Origin of the sequence: Pseudomonas sp. TH43 (assembly GCF_016650635.1) — a bacterium.
In the GTDB taxonomy this organism is placed as follows: domain Bacteria; phylum Pseudomonadota; class Gammaproteobacteria; order Pseudomonadales; family Pseudomonadaceae; genus Aquipseudomonas.
This window is the reverse complement of the sequence record NZ_JAEKFI010000001.1, coordinates 1,462,275-1,477,470: the sequence shown is the minus strand read 5'-3', so window position 1 is coordinate 1,477,470 and position 15,196 is coordinate 1,462,275. Positions and strand designations below refer to the sequence as shown.

Below are 15,196 nucleotides of genomic sequence, written 5' to 3'. Positions count from 1 at the left end.
GCCGGCCGGGGAGACCGATTTCAGCAACTCTCGAGCGTGGCAGTGGCCAAACCGGGAAAGTCTGTAATCAGGCTGTCAACGCCGAAGTCGGCGAGTCTGCGCATCAGCGCAGGCTCGTTGACGGTCCACACCGACACATGCAGCCCCTGACGCTGCGCCTTCTGCAGGCGTTCCGGCGTACACAGCGTCCAGTTCAGCGCAAGAATCTCACAGCCATAACTCTGGGCGACCTTCAGCGGGTCGAGCCAGGCGTATTCGGCTACCAGTCCGCGTGACACGTCCGGCACCAGATCCAGCGCCGCTTTCAATACTTCCCGCGAACTCGAGGTGATTGTGACCTTGTCCAGCAGGCCATGACGCTGAGCCATCTCCCGAATGGCCAGCACAGTGGTTGCCGCGCGGGTGCGTGAAGCGCTTTTGACTTCAAGCTGCCAGTGCTCGAAATCGCACTTCTCGAACAACTCTTCCAACGTTGGAATCGGGCATGGCTTGATCCAGCCCGGGCCGCCCTTGCGTGCGTCGTAGGTCACCAGATCCGCCGCAGTGTGTTCGACGACCTTGCCGCGCCGTTCGGTGGTGCGCTTGAGGGTCGGGTCGTGGATGACCATCAACTCACCGTCCTTGGACAAGTGCAGATCCAGTTCGCAACGGCGCACGCCGTGCTTGAGACATTCCTGAAAGCTGGTCAGGGTATTTTCCGGTGCTTCGCCCTTGGCGCCGCGGTGGCCGTAGATGAGGGTCACGGTGCTTCCTTATTTAAATGCCAGATTCGTTCTGTTCGCGGGCCAGACGTCGTTCCTGGGCCTGCTTCTGCAAGATATAGCGGGCAAGCAACTGGCGTTGGGCATCGGTCAAGTGTTCGAACTCGGTGCCGACGTCGTAACCCTCGCCCTTGGGGTCGCAATGGGTGACGCGGGCGCGTAGCAACAGGCCCAGCGCCTGCGGCATCAGCACCAGTTTGATCGACAGGTGTGCGCCGGTGGCGATCGGTGTCGGGTGCTGAAAGTCGATCCCCCCCTCAGAGATGATCACCGGCTGTGGCTCGCCAATTTGGCCCAGCACGGTCAGGGCGACCACCTGGCTGAGCAGGTCGATACGTTTGTTCTGGGATTTCAGGAACGCGGCGATGGCCCGGTCGCGCTCGCTGATCTGGCGCAACAGGTGTTGCGACTCGAATTCGCTCAGGTGCAGTTCGCTGAGCAGGTTGAACAGTGGGGAAGCATCCTGCAACACTTCCTGGCCTGCGGCTTCGGGAGCGGACAGGGGCCGAATTTCCAGTGCGATCGTGTCCTCGATACGGTAGTATTCGCGGCGATCTTCTTCATCTAATGTCGACATGGCGAACCCATGGTAGCGGCGGTGGTCTGAGTGTAAAGCTGGTTATCGACCCCCGCCACAAGGACGTTCCTTTTCCCTCCGAACAAGCCCCGACATGTTCAGACCTCTCTTCGTATTTATCGGCACGCGTTATACCCGTGCAAAGCGTCGCAATCATTTTGTGTCATTCATTTCCCTGACTTCGATGATCGGGCTCGCCCTTGGCGTGGTCGTGATGATCGTCGTGCTCTCGGTGATGAACGGCTTCGATCATGAGATGCGCACCCGCGTGCTGGGCATGGTGCCCCACGCGACCATTGAATCCACCGAACCGATCAACGATTGGCAAAGCCTGGCGACCAAGGTCAAGCAGAACCCGCAGGTGACGGCCGTTGCGCCGTTCACCCAGATGCAGGGCCTGCTGACCAATAAAGGTCAGGTGTCCAAAGTGTTGCTCAATGCCATCGACCCCGCGCTCGAGCGCAATGTGTCGATCATCGACAACTTCATGAAGCAGGGCAAACTCGACGATTTGACGCCGGGCAGCTTCGGCATCGTCATCGGCGACAAGGCTGCGACCAAGCTCGGCGTGGGCATTGGTGACAAGGTCACCTTCGTCGCACCGGAAGTCAGCGTGACCCCGGCCGGGATGTTCCCGCGCATGAAGCGCTTCACCGTAGTCGGCGTTTTCCATGTTGGCGCCGGTGAGCTCGATGGCTATCTGGGCGTCACCAACCTGCAGGATCTGGCGAAGATGCACCGCTGGAAACCTGATCAGGTGCAGGGCATCCGCCTGAAGTTCGACGACCTGTTCCAGGCGCCGCGTGTAGCGTGGAACATCGCCCAGCAACTCGGCGAAGATCATTACTACGCCCGCGACTGGACCCGTACCCACGGCAATCTGTACCAGGCGATCCGCATGGAAAAAGCCATGATCGGGTTGCTGTTGCTGCTGATCGTCGCCGTTGCCGCGTTCAACATCATTTCCACACTGGTGATGGTGGTGAACGACAAGAAGGGCGACATCGCCATTCTGCGCACATTGGGCGCGACGCCGGGCACGATCATGCGCACGTTCATGGTGCAAGGCACGGTGATCGGCGTGGTCGGCACGGCGATTGGCGCGGTGGTGGGGATTTTCGCCGCGCTTAACGTCAGCGCCGCGATCTCCGCCCTCGAAGGGCTGATCGGCCACAAATTCCTTAATGCTGACGTGTATTTCATTGATTATCTTCCCTCGCAAGTGCAGAGCCAGGACGTTGTCATGGTCTGCGCCGCTGCGTTGGTTCTGAGTTTCCTCGCCACCCTGTACCCAGCCTGGCGTGCCGCGCGCACCCAGCCGGCGGAGGCGCTACGTTATGAGTGAGTCGGGCATGAGTGAAAAAGCAATCTTGAGCTGCCGCAACCTGGGCAAATCCTACGAGGAAGGCCCTGAGTCGGTAGAAGTGCTGGCCGGTCTGCAACTGGAGTTGAATCCGGGTGAGCGTGTGGCGATTGTCGGCACCTCGGGTTCGGGCAAAAGTACCTTGCTCAACCTGCTGGGCGGCCTCGACACGCCAACGACGGGCAGTGTCTGGCTCGACGGTGAGGAATTGTCCGCGTTGAGCGAGAAAAAGCGTGGCCTGCTGCGTAACCGCGCGCTGGGCTTCGTTTATCAGTTCCACCATTTGCTGCCGGAATTCACTGCGCTGGAGAACGTCTGCATGCCGCTGTTGATCGGCAAGACGCCAATCCCGGAGGCCCGTCAGCGCGCCACGGCATTGCTGGAGCGGGTGGGGCTGGGCCATCGTCTGGAGCACAAGCCGGCGGAATTGTCCGGTGGTGAACGTCAACGTGTGGCCATCGCCCGCGCCTTGGTTAACAAACCGGGCCTGGTGATGCTCGACGAGCCGACCGGCAACCTCGACTCGCACACTGCCCAGGGCATTCAGGACTTGATGCTGGAACTCAGCACTTCGATGCGCACCGCGTTTCTGGTGGTGACCCACGACATGAACCTGGCCCGTCAGATGGATCGCGTCCTGCATCTGCAGGAAGGTCGCTTGACCCCTATCTGATTGGTCGAAACCCGACGCCTGAAAAGGCTTCGGGTCTTTTATTTTTATACGGTGCCCCAGCGAATGTTCAGACCGTTATCGATCTTTATCGGCGCGCGCTATACCCGAGCCAAGCGCCGCAATCGCTTTGTTTCGTTCATTTCGATGACCTCGATGATCGGCCTCGCCCTTGGCGTGCTGGCGATGATCGTGGTGTTGTCGGTGATGAACGGCTTCCAGCGCGAAATGAGCTCGCGCATCCTCGGCATGGTGCCCCACGCGACCATCGTTGGCGTCAAGCCGATTGATGACTGGCAGCCAGTGGCCGCCGCCGCGATGAAAAATCCCGAAGTGACCGCTGCCGTGCCCTTCACCGAGATGGAAGGCATGCTCTCCTACAAGGGCTTGATGCAGCCGATCCAGATCAGCGGCGTCGATCCGGCACAGGAAGGCAAAGTCTCGATCGTTGCTCAGCACATCGTGCAGGGTCGTCTCGACGACTTGAAACCGGGTGAGTTCGGTGTGGTGATCGGTGAAATCACCGCACGGCGTTTCCGCCTGAATGTCGGCGACAAGATCACCCTGATTGTGCCGGAAGTCAGCACCGCACCGGGTGGCATTACCCCGCGCATGCAGCGCTTGAACGTGGTTGGCGTGTTCAAGGTTGGCGCAGAGCTGGACGGCTCGATGGGCCTGATCCACGTTGCCGATGCCGCGACCATGCAGCACTGGGAACCGAATCAGGTGCAAAGCGTGCGTCTGGCCGTCAAAGACTTGTACGCTGCGCCGAAAGTCTCTTCGGACATCGCCAGCGGTCTCGGTGCCGACTTCAAGGCTGACGACTGGACCCATACTCAGGGCAGCCTGTTCAGCGCAATGAAGATGGAAAAAACCATGATCGGCCTGTTGTTGCTGATGATCGTCGCGGTGGCGGCGTTCAACATCATCGCAACCCTGATCATGGTGGTGAACGACAAAGGCGCGGACATCGCTATCCTGCGCACCATCGGCGCCACGCCACGGCAGATCATGGCGATCTTCATGGTGCAGGGCACGGTGATCGGGATTGTCGGCACTATCATCGGCGGCGTGCTGGGCGTGATCGCCGCGCTGAATGTCAGTGAGATGGTCGGCTGGGTCGAGCGCGTCACCGGGCAACACATTTTCAGTTCGGACGTGTATTTCGTCAGCAATCTGCCATCGGAATTGCAGGCCGGGGATGTGTTGTTGATCTGCTCGGCGGGTTTCATTCTGAGCTTTTTGGCGACGGTGTATCCGGCGTGGCGAGCGGCGAAGATCGAGCCGGCTCACGCCCTGAGATATTCGTAATCGTTTAGACCGCTTTCGCGAGCAGGCTCGCTCCCACAGGGTATTTGTGAACCACGCAGATCCAATGTGGGAGCGAGCCTGCTCGCGAAGGGGCCGGAACTGCTGGCCTCAATCTCCCTTGGGCAACTCAATCACAAACCGCGTCCATCCATCTGCTGATTCGCAATGAATCTGCCCACCATGGGCGCGGACGATTGACTGAGTAATCGCCAACCCCAATCCCGCATGCTCACTGCTACCTTCCTGTCGCGCCGGATCCGCCCGATAAAACCGGTCAAACAGTCGTGGCAGCAACTCCGCAGAAATTCCCTCACCGCTGTTCTCGACTGAAACGCGCACAGCGCTCGGTTGATCAACGATCCGCAAGCTCACGTAACCCTCAGCCGGGGTAAACCGCAACGCGTTATCCAGCAGGTTCGACAAAGCGCGGCGCAACATATTGCGGTCACCTTCGATCCGCGCATTGCCATCACGCGTCAGCGTGACCCCGGCGTCCTCCGCCAGCGGCGCGAAAAATTCCAGCAACACATCCGTTTCATCCGCCAGCTCCAGCGGTTGGCGCTTGGGCATCAACAAACCGTGGTCAGCCTTGGCCAGGTACAACATGTCGTTGACCAGTTGCGCCATCCATTGCAGTTCTTCGAGGTTGCTGTGCAGCGCTTCGCGGTAATCCTCGATCGGCCGTGGGCGGGTGAGGGTGACCTGAGTGTGGGTCAGCAGGTTCGACAGCGGCGTGCGCAGTTCATGGGCGATGTCGGCCGAAAACGCCGAAAGCCGCTGAAAAGAGTCGTCGAGGCGGGCGAGCATGGCGTTGAAGCTGTGGGCCATTTCCGCAAGTTCAGGTGGAATTTGCGCTTCCGGCAGTCGGGCGTTGAGCGAATGTGCGGAAATCCCACGGGCCACCGCGCTCATGCGCCGCAAGGGCCGTAATCCACTGCGTGCGGCCCAGGCTCCGAGTAATGCGGTGGCCAGCGCTGAAAGGCCGACGGTCAGCCAGATCAGGTGCTGCATGCGTTGCAGAAAGTGCTGGTGATGGGTGATGTCGAGCAGCAACGTCAAGTTCGGCGAGTCGGTTTTATCCGGGTAGAGCGGGGCGTTGAGCACGCGGTATTCGGCGTCATCGTTGCTGATGGTCGCGAGGCCGGGCTGTTGCGGCAAGTTCGCAGGAATCTGAATGGAACTGTCATACCAACGCTGGCCGTCGCTGCCGGTGATGCGCAGCGACAGATCGGCCTGACGACTCAGTTCGTCGGCCAGTCTCGCGGCACTTTCACCGGGTTGCACATCCTGCAAGGCGCGGCGCAGGCCGATCAGTTTGCCGTCCAGTTGTTGCTGGTCGAGCTCGATGAAGTGCGCTTCGCTGGCGCGGTTGAACAAGATACCGGCGAACAGCGAAACCACAGCGGTGCAAGCAGCAAACAGCAGGGCCAGGCGCGAACTCAGGGACAAACGGCGCATCAGGCGCAACGCTCTTCAAGCACGTAACCCATGCCGCGCACGGTGTGGATCAGTTTATTGGGGAATTCGTCGTCGACTTTCAGACGCAAACGGCGGATCGCCACTTCGATGACATTGGTGTCGCTGTCGAAATTCATGTCCCAGACCTGCGATGCAATCAGCGATTTTGGTAGTACTTCACCCTGACGCCGCAAAAGCATCTCCAGCAGGGCGAACTCCTTGGCGGTCAAGTCGATGCGCTGGCCCGAGCGTTCGACGCGGCGGCGGATCAGGTCCAGACGCAGATCAGCCAGTTGCAGGCTGGTTTCCTGAGGCAAGGCGCTACCGCGACGTAACAGGCTGCGCACTCGTGCCAGCAATTCCGAGAAGGCGAACGGTTTGACCAGATAATCGTCGGCACCGAGTTCGAGGCCATGAACCCTGTCTTCCACAGCGTCTTTGGCTGTGAGAAAAAGTACCGGCGTATCGAGCCCGGCGCTGCGTACCGCGTGCAGAATCTGCCAGCCATTACGCCCCGGCAGCATCACGTCGAGGATCAACAACGCGTATTCACCACTCAACGCCAGTTGCTGGCCGCTGTTGCCGTCAGCCACCAGCTCAGTATTGAATCCGGCCTCCGTCAGGCCCTGGTGCAGGTATTGGCCGGTTTTCGCTTGGTCTTCGACGATCAACAGTTTCATGGGGGACTCGGTTGCAGGAATGAAAGCTTTATACCGTGAGAGCCGGCGCCAGGCGCCAAACTGACAAAGTTGTAATCTGCCTGTCAGGTGGATGCCAGCACGGGCCGGCTAAAGTTTCCCACAGGCTGAACCTTATCTTGTTGGAGTACGACCATGTTTTTGCGCACATCCCTGGCTTTGACCGCATGTCTGTTGGCGTTGAGTGCGCCAGTGTCAGCCGCGCCAGCGCACACCTATGACTTCGGCCAGCCAGCGCCGGCTGCCAAGGCCACGCGCAGTATTGAAGTGGTGATGGGCGATATGTCGTTCGACCCGAAGGCGATTCAGATCAAGGCCGGTGAGACGATTCGCTTTGTGTTGGTGAATAAAGGTCAGTTGCTGCACGAATTCAACCTTGGCGACGCAGCGATGCATGCCAAACATCAGCAGGAAATGTTGCAAATGCAGCAGAGCGGCATGCTTACGCCTACTGGCGTGAAGGAAATGCCTCACGATATGGCGGGCATGGATCACGGCGCGATGGGCCATGGCATGAAGCATGACGACCCGAACAGCGTGCTGGTCGAACCGGGCAAAACCGCCGAGTTGACCTGGACCTTCAGCAAGGCCACCAGTCTGGAGTTTGCCTGCAACATTCCCGGTCATTATCAGGCGGGCATGGTCGGCAAACTGACTGTCAGTCAGTAAGCACTCAAAGGCGCGGGCAAAGGCTGGTAGAATCCGCTGATTCTTCAGTCAGGTTTCCGCCATGCATCCCGCAGCCGAACATTCGCCGCTGGGCAAATCCAGCGAATACATCGCCACGTACACGCCGTCCTTGCTGTTCCCGATTCCGCGCACCGCGAAATGGGCCGAACTGGGCCTGACCGCCGAAACCCTGCCGTATAAAGGTGTGGATTTCTGGAACTGCTTCGAGCTGTCGTGGCTGCTGCCATCCGGCAAACCGGTGGTCGCCATCGGCGAATTCAGCATTCCGGCGGATTCGCCGAACATCATCGAGTCGAAGTCGTTCAAGCTGTACCTGAACTCGCTGAATCAGACGCCGTTTGCCGACATCGCCACGCTGGAAACGACGCTGGTCAAAGATCTGTCCGCCGCTGCCGGCAAACCGGTAGGCGTACGGGTTCGCAGTCTCAAAGAAGTTGAGGCCGAAGGCGTCGTGGCGCTGCCGGGTGTGTGCATCGATGATCTGGATATCAGCGTCAGCGACTACGCGCATCCGCGTCCGGAACTGCTGCGTTGCGATGATTCGCGGATCGTCGAGGAGACGGTGTACAGCCATTTGCTGAAATCCAACTGCCCCGTCACCAGTCAGCCGGATTGGGGCACGGTGGTGGTGGAATATCGTGGTTCAGCGCTGGATCATGCGAGCTTGCTGGAATACATCGTCAGCTTCCGCCAGCATTCGGACTTCCATGAGCAGTGTGTGGAGCGGATTTTCCTTGATCTGCAGCGGCTGCTGAAACCTGAGAAGCTCACGGTGTTTGCACGCTACGTGCGTCGCGGTGGTCTGGACATCAACCCGTATCGCAGCACCGAAAACGTGCAACTGCCGAACCATCGGTTGGTGCGTCAGTAAGATCAAAAAATCGCAGCCTGCGGCAGCTCCTACATTGAATATCTGTAGGAGCTGCCGCAGGCTGCGATCTTTTGATTTTGGGAATCAGATCCCCATGCTGCCCAGCGCATTGACGATATTGCGCAGGGTGCCGGCGATGGCCGGGTGTTCAAGTTCAAAGCGATCAACCGCCAGGTTCACGCCGTCGGCGATGCTCGCATCTTGCGTGGCGGTTTCCAGTTTTATTTCCGATTCAATCTGCGCCATCAACGCATGCAGATCCTCGCGCTCAACTTCCGACAGCGGTGGATTCTGATCCAGCTGCTCGCGCAGAGTATCGAGCTGTTTTTGCAGTTCTTGGGCGGGCATGGTGTTTTCCTTTTATCGAGAGGCACTGGCATTGACCGCAGCCGCGCGCCAAAGGTCTATGGCTGACCTTTAGATTAATCCACTCTCGTTCAACCTGCATGATCCCGATCAGGGCTTTTCGCCTTTGCAACGACGCAGGCTGATGTCCGCCAGGCAGGTGTCGAGCTCGCCCAGGTGATCGATCACCGAATGCACGCCGAGGCCAAATAACTGCACGGTCGCCTTGCCGCGCCGCTGTTCGCGTTCTTTCTGCGTCAAGGCCTGCCATTCGGCCGGCGCCAGGCCGCACAGTGAACCGCATGAGGCCAGGCCAATGGTCCACAACCCGGCATTCAGGCCGGCTTGCAGCAGTCGCGGCTCACCGCTGACCAGGACGCAGCCGTCCAGACGATCGACGTTCAAGCCCATCAGCGCTTGCCAACAGGCGCTGGGGGCGGGCCATGGATTGTTTGTTGCTGAATGTTGCGACGGTTTCACCCAAGTCGGCAAAGCAGCCGACAGCTGCAGGGCGAGGGCAGGGGGCAGTTCGTCAATCCAGGCGCAGGGAATCTGCTGGCGTTGCAGGCTGTGCAAACTGTCCAGCGCACCGGGAGTGGCTTCGGCGTGTTCAGGCAAGACGCTGGTGAGCTGTCGGGTGCGGGCGCCAAAATCCACCAGACAACCACTGAGTCCGAACAACACGGCAGTCAGGCTGGGCACAGCGAGGGGCAATATTTCGGCCTGTGACATGGAGACGTCCCTGAAATAGCGTCAAGGCTAGGGCTGGTCAGTGACAGTTGGATGACAGGCCTCGCAGGACGCGTCCTACAGGCACAATTCAGGTGGACTGCCCAAAAAGCCGTTTACGCTTATACTGTCGCCCTTGAACCGCGAGCTTCGTTGCCCGCGACAGTACAATTCCAAGGAGTTTTCTATGCGCTGGAGCAATCCGCTCGCTCAGCTTTGTGTATGTGCCGGCCTGTTGCTGGCTCCGTTTGCCACTCAGGCGGCAACGGAAGAAGACCCTTGGGAAAGCGTTAACCGCCCAATCTTCCAGTTCAACGATTTTGTCGACACTTACGCACTGAAGCCTTTGGCGCAGGGCTATGAATTCGTCACACCGCAATTCGTGGAAGACGGCATCCACAACATGTTCCGCAACGTCGGTGATGTCACCAACCTTGCCAACAACATCTTGCAGGCCAAACCGGCAGCAGCCGGCGTCGACACCGCGCGCCTGATCTTCAACACCACCTTCGGTCTGCTCGGCTTCTTCGACGTCGGCACCAAAATGGGCCTGCACCGCAGCGACGAAGACTTTGGCCAGACCCTCGGCTACTGGGGTGTCGGCAGCGGCCCGTACGTGATGCTGCCGCTGATGGGCCCAAGCACTTTGCGTGATGCGCCTTCCAAGTATGTCGACAGCTACACCGGTATGTACCGCTACATCAACGACGTGCCAGTGCGTAACTCGATCTTCGGCCTGAACATCGTCGACACCCGCGCCAGCCTGCTGTCGAGCGAGAAGCTGATCAGCGGCGACAAGTACACTTTCATCCGCAACGCTTACCTGCAGAACCGCGAGTTCAAGGTGAAGGATGGTCAGGTCGAAGACGATTTTTAATCTCGACCGGTAAAAACAGGAAGGCGACCTCAGGGTCGCCTTTTTTGTGAGTGGCTATTTCATCTTCAGGATGGTCAGGCCAAGCCTTTGGCTATTGCCGTCCTTGGCCTTGACCCAGACTACTTCGGTCTCGGCTTCGAGGCCGCTGAGTGCTGCGTGTTCGGAATCGATGCGCACGCTCAAACGGTCGCCTACTGTGAATTGCCGGGGGGCTTCGACCTGCATGCCGCTGCTGGAGAGGTCGATGCAGACGGCAGAAACCTGATCGCCTTCATGAATCAGCACGACGTCGGCATCGACCCGCATACGGATGAAATCGCGCTTTTCGCTGTAGTCCCGACCGGTTTGACTCATGGCTTCAACCTTCCATTGGGTTACGGTTTGAGCTGTTCTTATAACTCTCGGTGATTTGACAAGTAAAGTCGTCAAGCGACCATCGGCGCATGCTTGAAACGCCCCGCGGATGGGAGTACCGTCTGCGCCTTAGAAGGGCACCTCTGGTGCACTCGCGTTCGGAGCCATTGCTCGAAAGCGGTGCAGCAGAGAGGCTAGAAAGCGAATCCAGTAGTCTGCGCCGGGCCTAATGCCTCGCCAACTACGCCAACCTAATTCTGGCGCCGTTTGCCCACATGCCAAAAACCAGTGCCACGCTGCTGATAATCGATGATGACGAAGTAGTGCGCGCGAGCCTCGCGGCCTATTTGGAAGACAGTGGTTTCAGCGTCCTGCAGGCCAGCAATGGCCAACAGGGTCTTCAGGTATTCGAGCAAGACAAGCCCGACTTGGTCATCTGCGATCTGCGTATGCCGCAGATGGGCGGTCTCGAACTTATCCGTCAGGTCACCGAGCTGTCGCCGCAAACACCGGTGATCGTCGTTTCGGGTGCCGGTGTGATGAACGACGCGGTCGAGGCCCTGCGCCTGGGCGCGGCGGACTACCTGATCAAGCCTCTAGAAGATCTGGCCGTGCTCGAGCACTCTGTGCGTCGGGCCCTGGATCGTGCGCGCCTGCTGCTGGAAAACCAGCGCTACCGCGAGAAGCTGGAAAAGGCCAACCGCGAGCTCGCGGCCAGCCTGAACCTGCTCCAGGAAGACCAGAATGCCGGTCGCCAGGTGCAGATGAACATGCTGCCGGAAAGCCCGTGGAGCATTGACGAGTTCAAGTTTGCTCACCAGATCATCCCGTCGCTGTACCTGTCGGGTGATTTTGTCGACTACTTCCGTGTCGACGAGCGCCGGGTTGCGTTCTACCTGGCGGATGTATCCGGTCATGGCGCTTCTTCAGCCTTTGTTACCGTGTTGCTGAAATTCATGACCACGCGCCTGTTGTTCGAATCCAAGCGCAACGGCACATTGCCGGAATTCAAGCCTTCGGAAGTCCTTGGTCATATCAACCGGGGGCTGATCAGTTGTAAGCTGGGTAAACACGTCACAATGGTCGGTGGAGTCATCGACGAGGAGACCGGTTTGTTGACCTATAGCATCGGCGGCCATCTGCCGTTGCCTGTGTTGTACACGCCTGACAGTGTTCGTTATCTGGAAGGACGTGGTCTGCCGGTGGGGCTCTTCAATGAAGCCACCTACGAAGACCACGTGCTTGAGCTGCCGCCGACGTTCAGCCTGACGCTGATGTCGGATGGCATTCTGGACCTTTTGCCAGAACCCACGCTCAAAGAAAAAGAAGCTGCTTTGCCCCAGCGGGTGAAGTCAGCGGGCGGCAGCCTGGATGGTCTGCGGCAAGTGTTTGGATTGGCCACGCTAGGGGAGATGCCGGATGATATCGCCCTGTTGGTGTTGAGCAGGAATCTTTAATGAGTACCGGTAGAATCCAGTTCGCCGAGCAGGATGGCACCTTCGTCCTGAAGTTCGTCGGTGAAGTTCGCCTGACCCTGTGTTCGGCGTTGGATGCGACTATTGAGAAAATCTTCACCGCGTTGAATTTCAACGCGATCGTGATCGATTTGACCGAAACCCGCAGCATCGACAGCACGACATTGGGCCTGTTGGCCAAGTTGTCGATCCTGTCGCGGCAGAAGGTCGGCCTGCTGCCGACCGTCGTCACCACCCACGATGACATCACCCGTCTGTTGCAATCGATGGGTTTCGAGCAGGTGTTCAATATCGTCAACCACCCCGTGCCTTGCCCGGAGTGCCTGGACGACCTGCCGGATCAGGATCAGTCGGAAGAGGTTGTGCGAATCAAGGTGCTTGAAGCGCACAAGATCCTCATGGGCCTGAACGACTCCAATCGTGAAGCGTTTCATGATCTGGTCAATGCCCTCGAAAGACATTGATCTTATGAAGTGATGGTGTCTGGCCTGGCCTCTTCGCGAGCAGGCTCGCTCCCACACTGATGCGGCGTCGATCATGGATCCCTTGTGAGAGCGAGCCTGCTCGCGAAAGCGGCCGCAAGATCACCAAGAATTTCCCAGCAGCCACAAAAAAGGGCGAACCCACGAGGTTCGCCCTTTTTGCATGTCGCTAACTCAAATCACAGCTTGGCCTGCAGCAACGCCTCAAGCTTCTCCTGGTCGCGAGCAAACTGACGAATGCCCTCGGCCAGTTTCTCGGTAGCCATGGCGTCTTCGTTCGACAACCAGCGGAATTGCGCTTCGTTGAGGTTCAGACGCGCTTCACCGGCATGCCCTGGCGCCAGTTTGCGCTCAAGCTTGCCAGTATCGGCCGCCAGCTTGTCGATCAGGTCAGGGCTGATGGTCAGGCGGTCGCAGCCGGCCAGTTGCTCGATCTGGTTGAGGTTGCGGAAGCTCGCGCCCATGACCACGGTCTTGTAGTCATTGGCCTTGTAGTAGTTGTAGATGCGTGTCACCGACTGCACGCCCGGATCATCAGCGCCGGTGTAGTCGTTGCCGTTGGCTTTCTTGTACCAGTCGTAGATGCGGCCCACGAACGGCGAAATCAGGAACACGCCGGCATCGGCGCAGGCGGCGGCCTGGGCGAAGGAGAACAGCAAGGTCAGGTTGGTCTGAATGCCTTCCTTCTCCAGCACTTCAGCAGCGCGAATACCTTCCCAGGTCGAGGCGATCTTGATCAGTACGCGGTCGCGGCCAATGCCGGCCTTGTCGTACAGCTCGATCAGGCGATGCGCTCGCTTGAGTACGGCGTCCTTGTCGAACGACAGGCGCGCATCCACTTCAGTGGAGATACGGCCCGGAATCACTTTGAGAATTTCCTGACCTACCGCAACGCCAAAACGGTCGCTGGCCAGGCCGACATCGCCCTTGCAGTCGCTGACACAGGCGTTCAGCAGCTCGGCGTACGCCGGAATGGCTGCAGCTTTGAGCAGCAGGGAAGGGTTGGTGGTGGCGTCGACCGGTTTGACCCGGGAGATCGCTTCGAAGTCGCCGGTGTCGGCCACAACGGTGGTGAACTGTTTGAGTTGTTCCAGCTTGGAAGTCATGGGCGTGCTCTATCCTATGGGTCTGATGACATTACCCGAGCGCTGACAGCCACTCAAGGGTACATACGTGTATCGATGGCCCCTGTGGCAACAACCTGAGAACGATTGTTTGAAAGGTGGGGCGCGCTATCGATAAATACGATGCCAAAACCGCCAACAGGTTCAAAGCAACCGACCTGCGTACAGACCGGTTGCGCGGGGACTATTCGGCGTTCAACAGGGCTTCGACCGACAGGCGTGCCGGTTTCGGCTGGCCGTCAGAGGTCAGCAGGCCGAAGTTCTTCTCGCGATCATTACTGCCCGTATCACTGTTTTTCCATTCATAGATGGAGGTCAGCGGGATCTTGAGTTTTTTAACATCGCCGATAAACGCGTCGATCTTGCTCGCTTGCCCTTCAGCGCCGCCGTTGGACGCGAGCGCCGAGATGCCCCATTCACTGATCACCCCCGGCAGATGAAAGTTTTGCTGAATGAAGTTCTGCGCATTACTGATCTGCGTGGCCGTCATGCCATACGGGTGATAGGACACGGCGTTCAAGCATTTGGGGTATTCGCTGACGATGCGGCTCAGCGCCACGGTGGACGCTGAACCAGCGCTGGGTGGACGGGCGAAGCCGTAACCGATCACCGGGGTCGATTGTGGTTGCTCCTGCAGGGTCTTGCACACGCCGCTCATGAACGGCACAAACGTCGTGTCGAAATTGCGTGTCGGCCAGTACGTTTCCAGGTCGGGCTCATTCCAAAGCTCGATCGCTACCAGTTGCTCGCTGTACGACTGCTGCAGCCCTGTCACGGCTTTAGCGAAGCCTTCCCCGGCGGTGGCCAGCTCGGCGCTTGAGGTTGCGGGCAACGGTTTGATCGCACGGACCGTCAGCAAGACCGGCAGGCCCGCAGACTGGGCCGCTGCAAACGCATCGCTGACCTGTTTCTGATAAGCCTTGGCACTCAGGCTGTCACTCCACACGCCGAAGCGTACAAAACCGAAGCCTGCCGATTTGATTTGCGCGGCGTCAGCGGCAGAGAAGTTCTGAATCTTCACCTGAACGCCGATGTTCTTGGCCGGAAGGTTGGGAAACGTTTCGCTGGCGTGCACCTGAGTCGTTGCACCCAGCACCATCAGCGCCAGCGCGCCGAGTTTTTTGAGATGGACTGATTTCATGTCTGCTCTCCCGAAGAGAAGTGACAACTACGAACAAATATCTCGTTACCCAAGTTTCGATAGGGATGATGGCACTTAGTGCACGAATGTTATTTTTTGTCGGAAATCAAACAGCTGAAAATCACAGTTATTTTTAGTCCGCTAATTGTGGTTGGGGGGCTTTTAAACGCTGTGGTACTTAATGCTCCGGTACTAACAGGGCGAATCTATTTCTGAGTGCAGGAAGATCTTGAGGGTTCATTCAAATGCCCTCGGGATGTTGGCCGTTTG

General features: G+C 58.6%; 17 protein-coding genes. 8 read left to right on the top strand and 9 right to left on the bottom strand.

Annotated features, from left to right (window positions below; genetic code table 11):
* Nucleotides 1-20 precede the first annotated feature (20 nt).
* Nucleotides 21-743, bottom strand: coding sequence for a glycerophosphodiester phosphodiesterase (locus JFT81_RS06645; RefSeq protein ID WP_201149038.1), 723 nt, complete (start codon nt 741-743; stop codon nt 21-23).
* A 13-nt stretch (nt 744-756) separates the two neighbouring features.
* Nucleotides 757-1,338 (bottom strand): PilZ domain-containing protein, encoded by a 582-nt coding sequence (locus JFT81_RS06640; RefSeq protein ID WP_201226599.1) that lies wholly within the window; start codon nt 1,336-1,338, stop codon nt 757-759.
* A gap of 94 nt (nt 1,339-1,432) precedes the next feature.
* On the opposite strand from JFT81_RS06640, the gene JFT81_RS06635 reads away from it, so the two are divergent.
* From JFT81_RS06635 to JFT81_RS06625, 3 genes are all read left to right on the top strand, one after another.
* The gene (locus JFT81_RS06635; protein WP_201226598.1) at nt 1,433-2,683 is read left to right on the top strand and encodes a lipoprotein-releasing ABC transporter permease subunit; all 1,251 of its coding nucleotides are present in this window, start codon (nt 1,433-1,435) and stop codon (nt 2,681-2,683) included.
* 7 nt (nt 2,684-2,690) lie between these two features.
* Nucleotides 2,691-3,374 (top strand): lipoprotein-releasing ABC transporter ATP-binding protein LolD, encoded by a 684-nt coding sequence (gene lolD, locus JFT81_RS06630; RefSeq protein ID WP_201226597.1) that lies wholly within the window; start codon nt 2,691-2,693, stop codon nt 3,372-3,374.
* Between the two features lie 63 nt (nt 3,375-3,437).
* Nucleotides 3,438-4,682 carry a lipoprotein-releasing ABC transporter permease subunit gene (locus tag JFT81_RS06625; protein WP_201226596.1) on the top strand — a complete coding sequence of 415 codons (1,245 nt, stop codon included), beginning with the start codon at nt 3,438-3,440 and terminating at the stop codon, nt 4,680-4,682.
* A 108-nt stretch (nt 4,683-4,790) separates the two neighbouring features.
* On the opposite strand, the gene JFT81_RS06620 is transcribed toward JFT81_RS06625, so the two are convergent.
* Together JFT81_RS06620 and JFT81_RS06615 are read right to left on the bottom strand one after the other, a co-directional pair.
* The gene (locus JFT81_RS06620) at nt 4,791-6,140 is read right to left on the bottom strand and encodes a heavy metal sensor histidine kinase (RefSeq protein ID WP_201226595.1); all 1,350 of its coding nucleotides are present in this window, start codon (nt 6,138-6,140) and stop codon (nt 4,791-4,793) included.
* Nucleotides 6,140-6,820 (bottom strand): heavy metal response regulator transcription factor, encoded by a 681-nt coding sequence (locus JFT81_RS06615; protein WP_201226594.1) that lies wholly within the window; start codon nt 6,818-6,820, stop codon nt 6,140-6,142. Before JFT81_RS06615 ends, JFT81_RS06620 begins: the two co-directional genes overlap by 1 nt.
* Before the next feature lie 153 nt (nt 6,821-6,973).
* Between JFT81_RS06615 and JFT81_RS06610 the strand changes: the two genes are divergently transcribed.
* Complete coding sequence (locus JFT81_RS06610) at nt 6,974-7,507, top strand: cupredoxin family protein (RefSeq protein ID WP_201226593.1); 534 nt, start codon at nt 6,974-6,976, stop codon at nt 7,505-7,507.
* A gap of 61 nt (nt 7,508-7,568) precedes the next feature.
* A complete protein-coding gene (gene queF, locus JFT81_RS06605; RefSeq protein ID WP_201226592.1) occupies nt 7,569-8,399 on the top strand; it encodes an NADPH-dependent 7-cyano-7-deazaguanine reductase QueF in 831 nt (276 codons plus the stop codon).
* An 84-nt stretch (nt 8,400-8,483) separates the two neighbouring features.
* On the opposite strand, the gene JFT81_RS06600 is transcribed toward queF, so the two are convergent.
* Together JFT81_RS06600 and JFT81_RS06595 are read right to left on the bottom strand one after the other, a co-directional pair.
* Nucleotides 8,484-8,747 carry a DUF4404 family protein gene (locus JFT81_RS06600; RefSeq protein WP_201149674.1) on the bottom strand — a complete coding sequence of 88 codons (264 nt, stop codon included), beginning with the start codon at nt 8,745-8,747 and terminating at the stop codon, nt 8,484-8,486.
* Between the two features lie 108 nt (nt 8,748-8,855).
* A complete protein-coding gene (locus tag JFT81_RS06595; protein WP_201226591.1) occupies nt 8,856-9,476 on the bottom strand; it encodes an HAD family phosphatase in 621 nt (206 codons plus the stop codon).
* Between the two features lie 184 nt (nt 9,477-9,660).
* Here JFT81_RS06595 and JFT81_RS06590 point away from each other — a divergent pair, with 184 nt between their 5' ends.
* Complete coding sequence (locus JFT81_RS06590; RefSeq protein ID WP_201226590.1) at nt 9,661-10,350, top strand: VacJ family lipoprotein; 690 nt, start codon at nt 9,661-9,663, stop codon at nt 10,348-10,350.
* Between the two features lie 54 nt (nt 10,351-10,404).
* On the opposite strand, the gene JFT81_RS06585 is transcribed toward JFT81_RS06590, so the two are convergent.
* Nucleotides 10,405-10,704: a PilZ domain-containing protein gene (locus tag JFT81_RS06585; RefSeq protein WP_201226589.1), complete on the bottom strand. Its 300-nt coding sequence runs from the start codon at nt 10,702-10,704 to the stop codon at nt 10,405-10,407.
* Between the two features lie 275 nt (nt 10,705-10,979).
* Here JFT81_RS06585 and rssB point away from each other — a divergent pair, with 275 nt between their 5' ends.
* Both rssB and rssC read left to right on the top strand, forming a co-directional pair.
* A complete protein-coding gene (gene rssB / locus JFT81_RS06580; protein ID WP_201149668.1) occupies nt 10,980-12,161 on the top strand; it encodes a two-component system response regulator RssB in 1,182 nt (393 codons plus the stop codon).
* Nucleotides 12,161-12,643: an anti-sigma factor antagonist RssC gene (gene rssC, locus JFT81_RS06575; RefSeq protein ID WP_042560140.1), complete on the top strand. Its 483-nt coding sequence runs from the start codon at nt 12,161-12,163 to the stop codon at nt 12,641-12,643. Before rssB ends, rssC begins: the two co-directional genes overlap by 1 nt.
* Before the next feature lie 197 nt (nt 12,644-12,840).
* Here rssC and tal read toward each other — a convergent pair whose 3' ends face one another.
* Together tal and JFT81_RS06565 are read right to left on the bottom strand one after the other, a co-directional pair.
* Complete coding sequence (gene tal / locus JFT81_RS06570; RefSeq protein ID WP_201149666.1) at nt 12,841-13,767, bottom strand: transaldolase; 927 nt, start codon at nt 13,765-13,767, stop codon at nt 12,841-12,843.
* A 202-nt stretch (nt 13,768-13,969) separates the two neighbouring features.
* Nucleotides 13,970-14,926, bottom strand: a complete 957-nt coding sequence (locus JFT81_RS06565; protein WP_201226588.1) for a cellulase family glycosylhydrolase — start codon at nt 14,924-14,926, stop codon at nt 13,970-13,972.
* Nucleotides 14,927-15,196 lie beyond the last annotated feature (270 nt).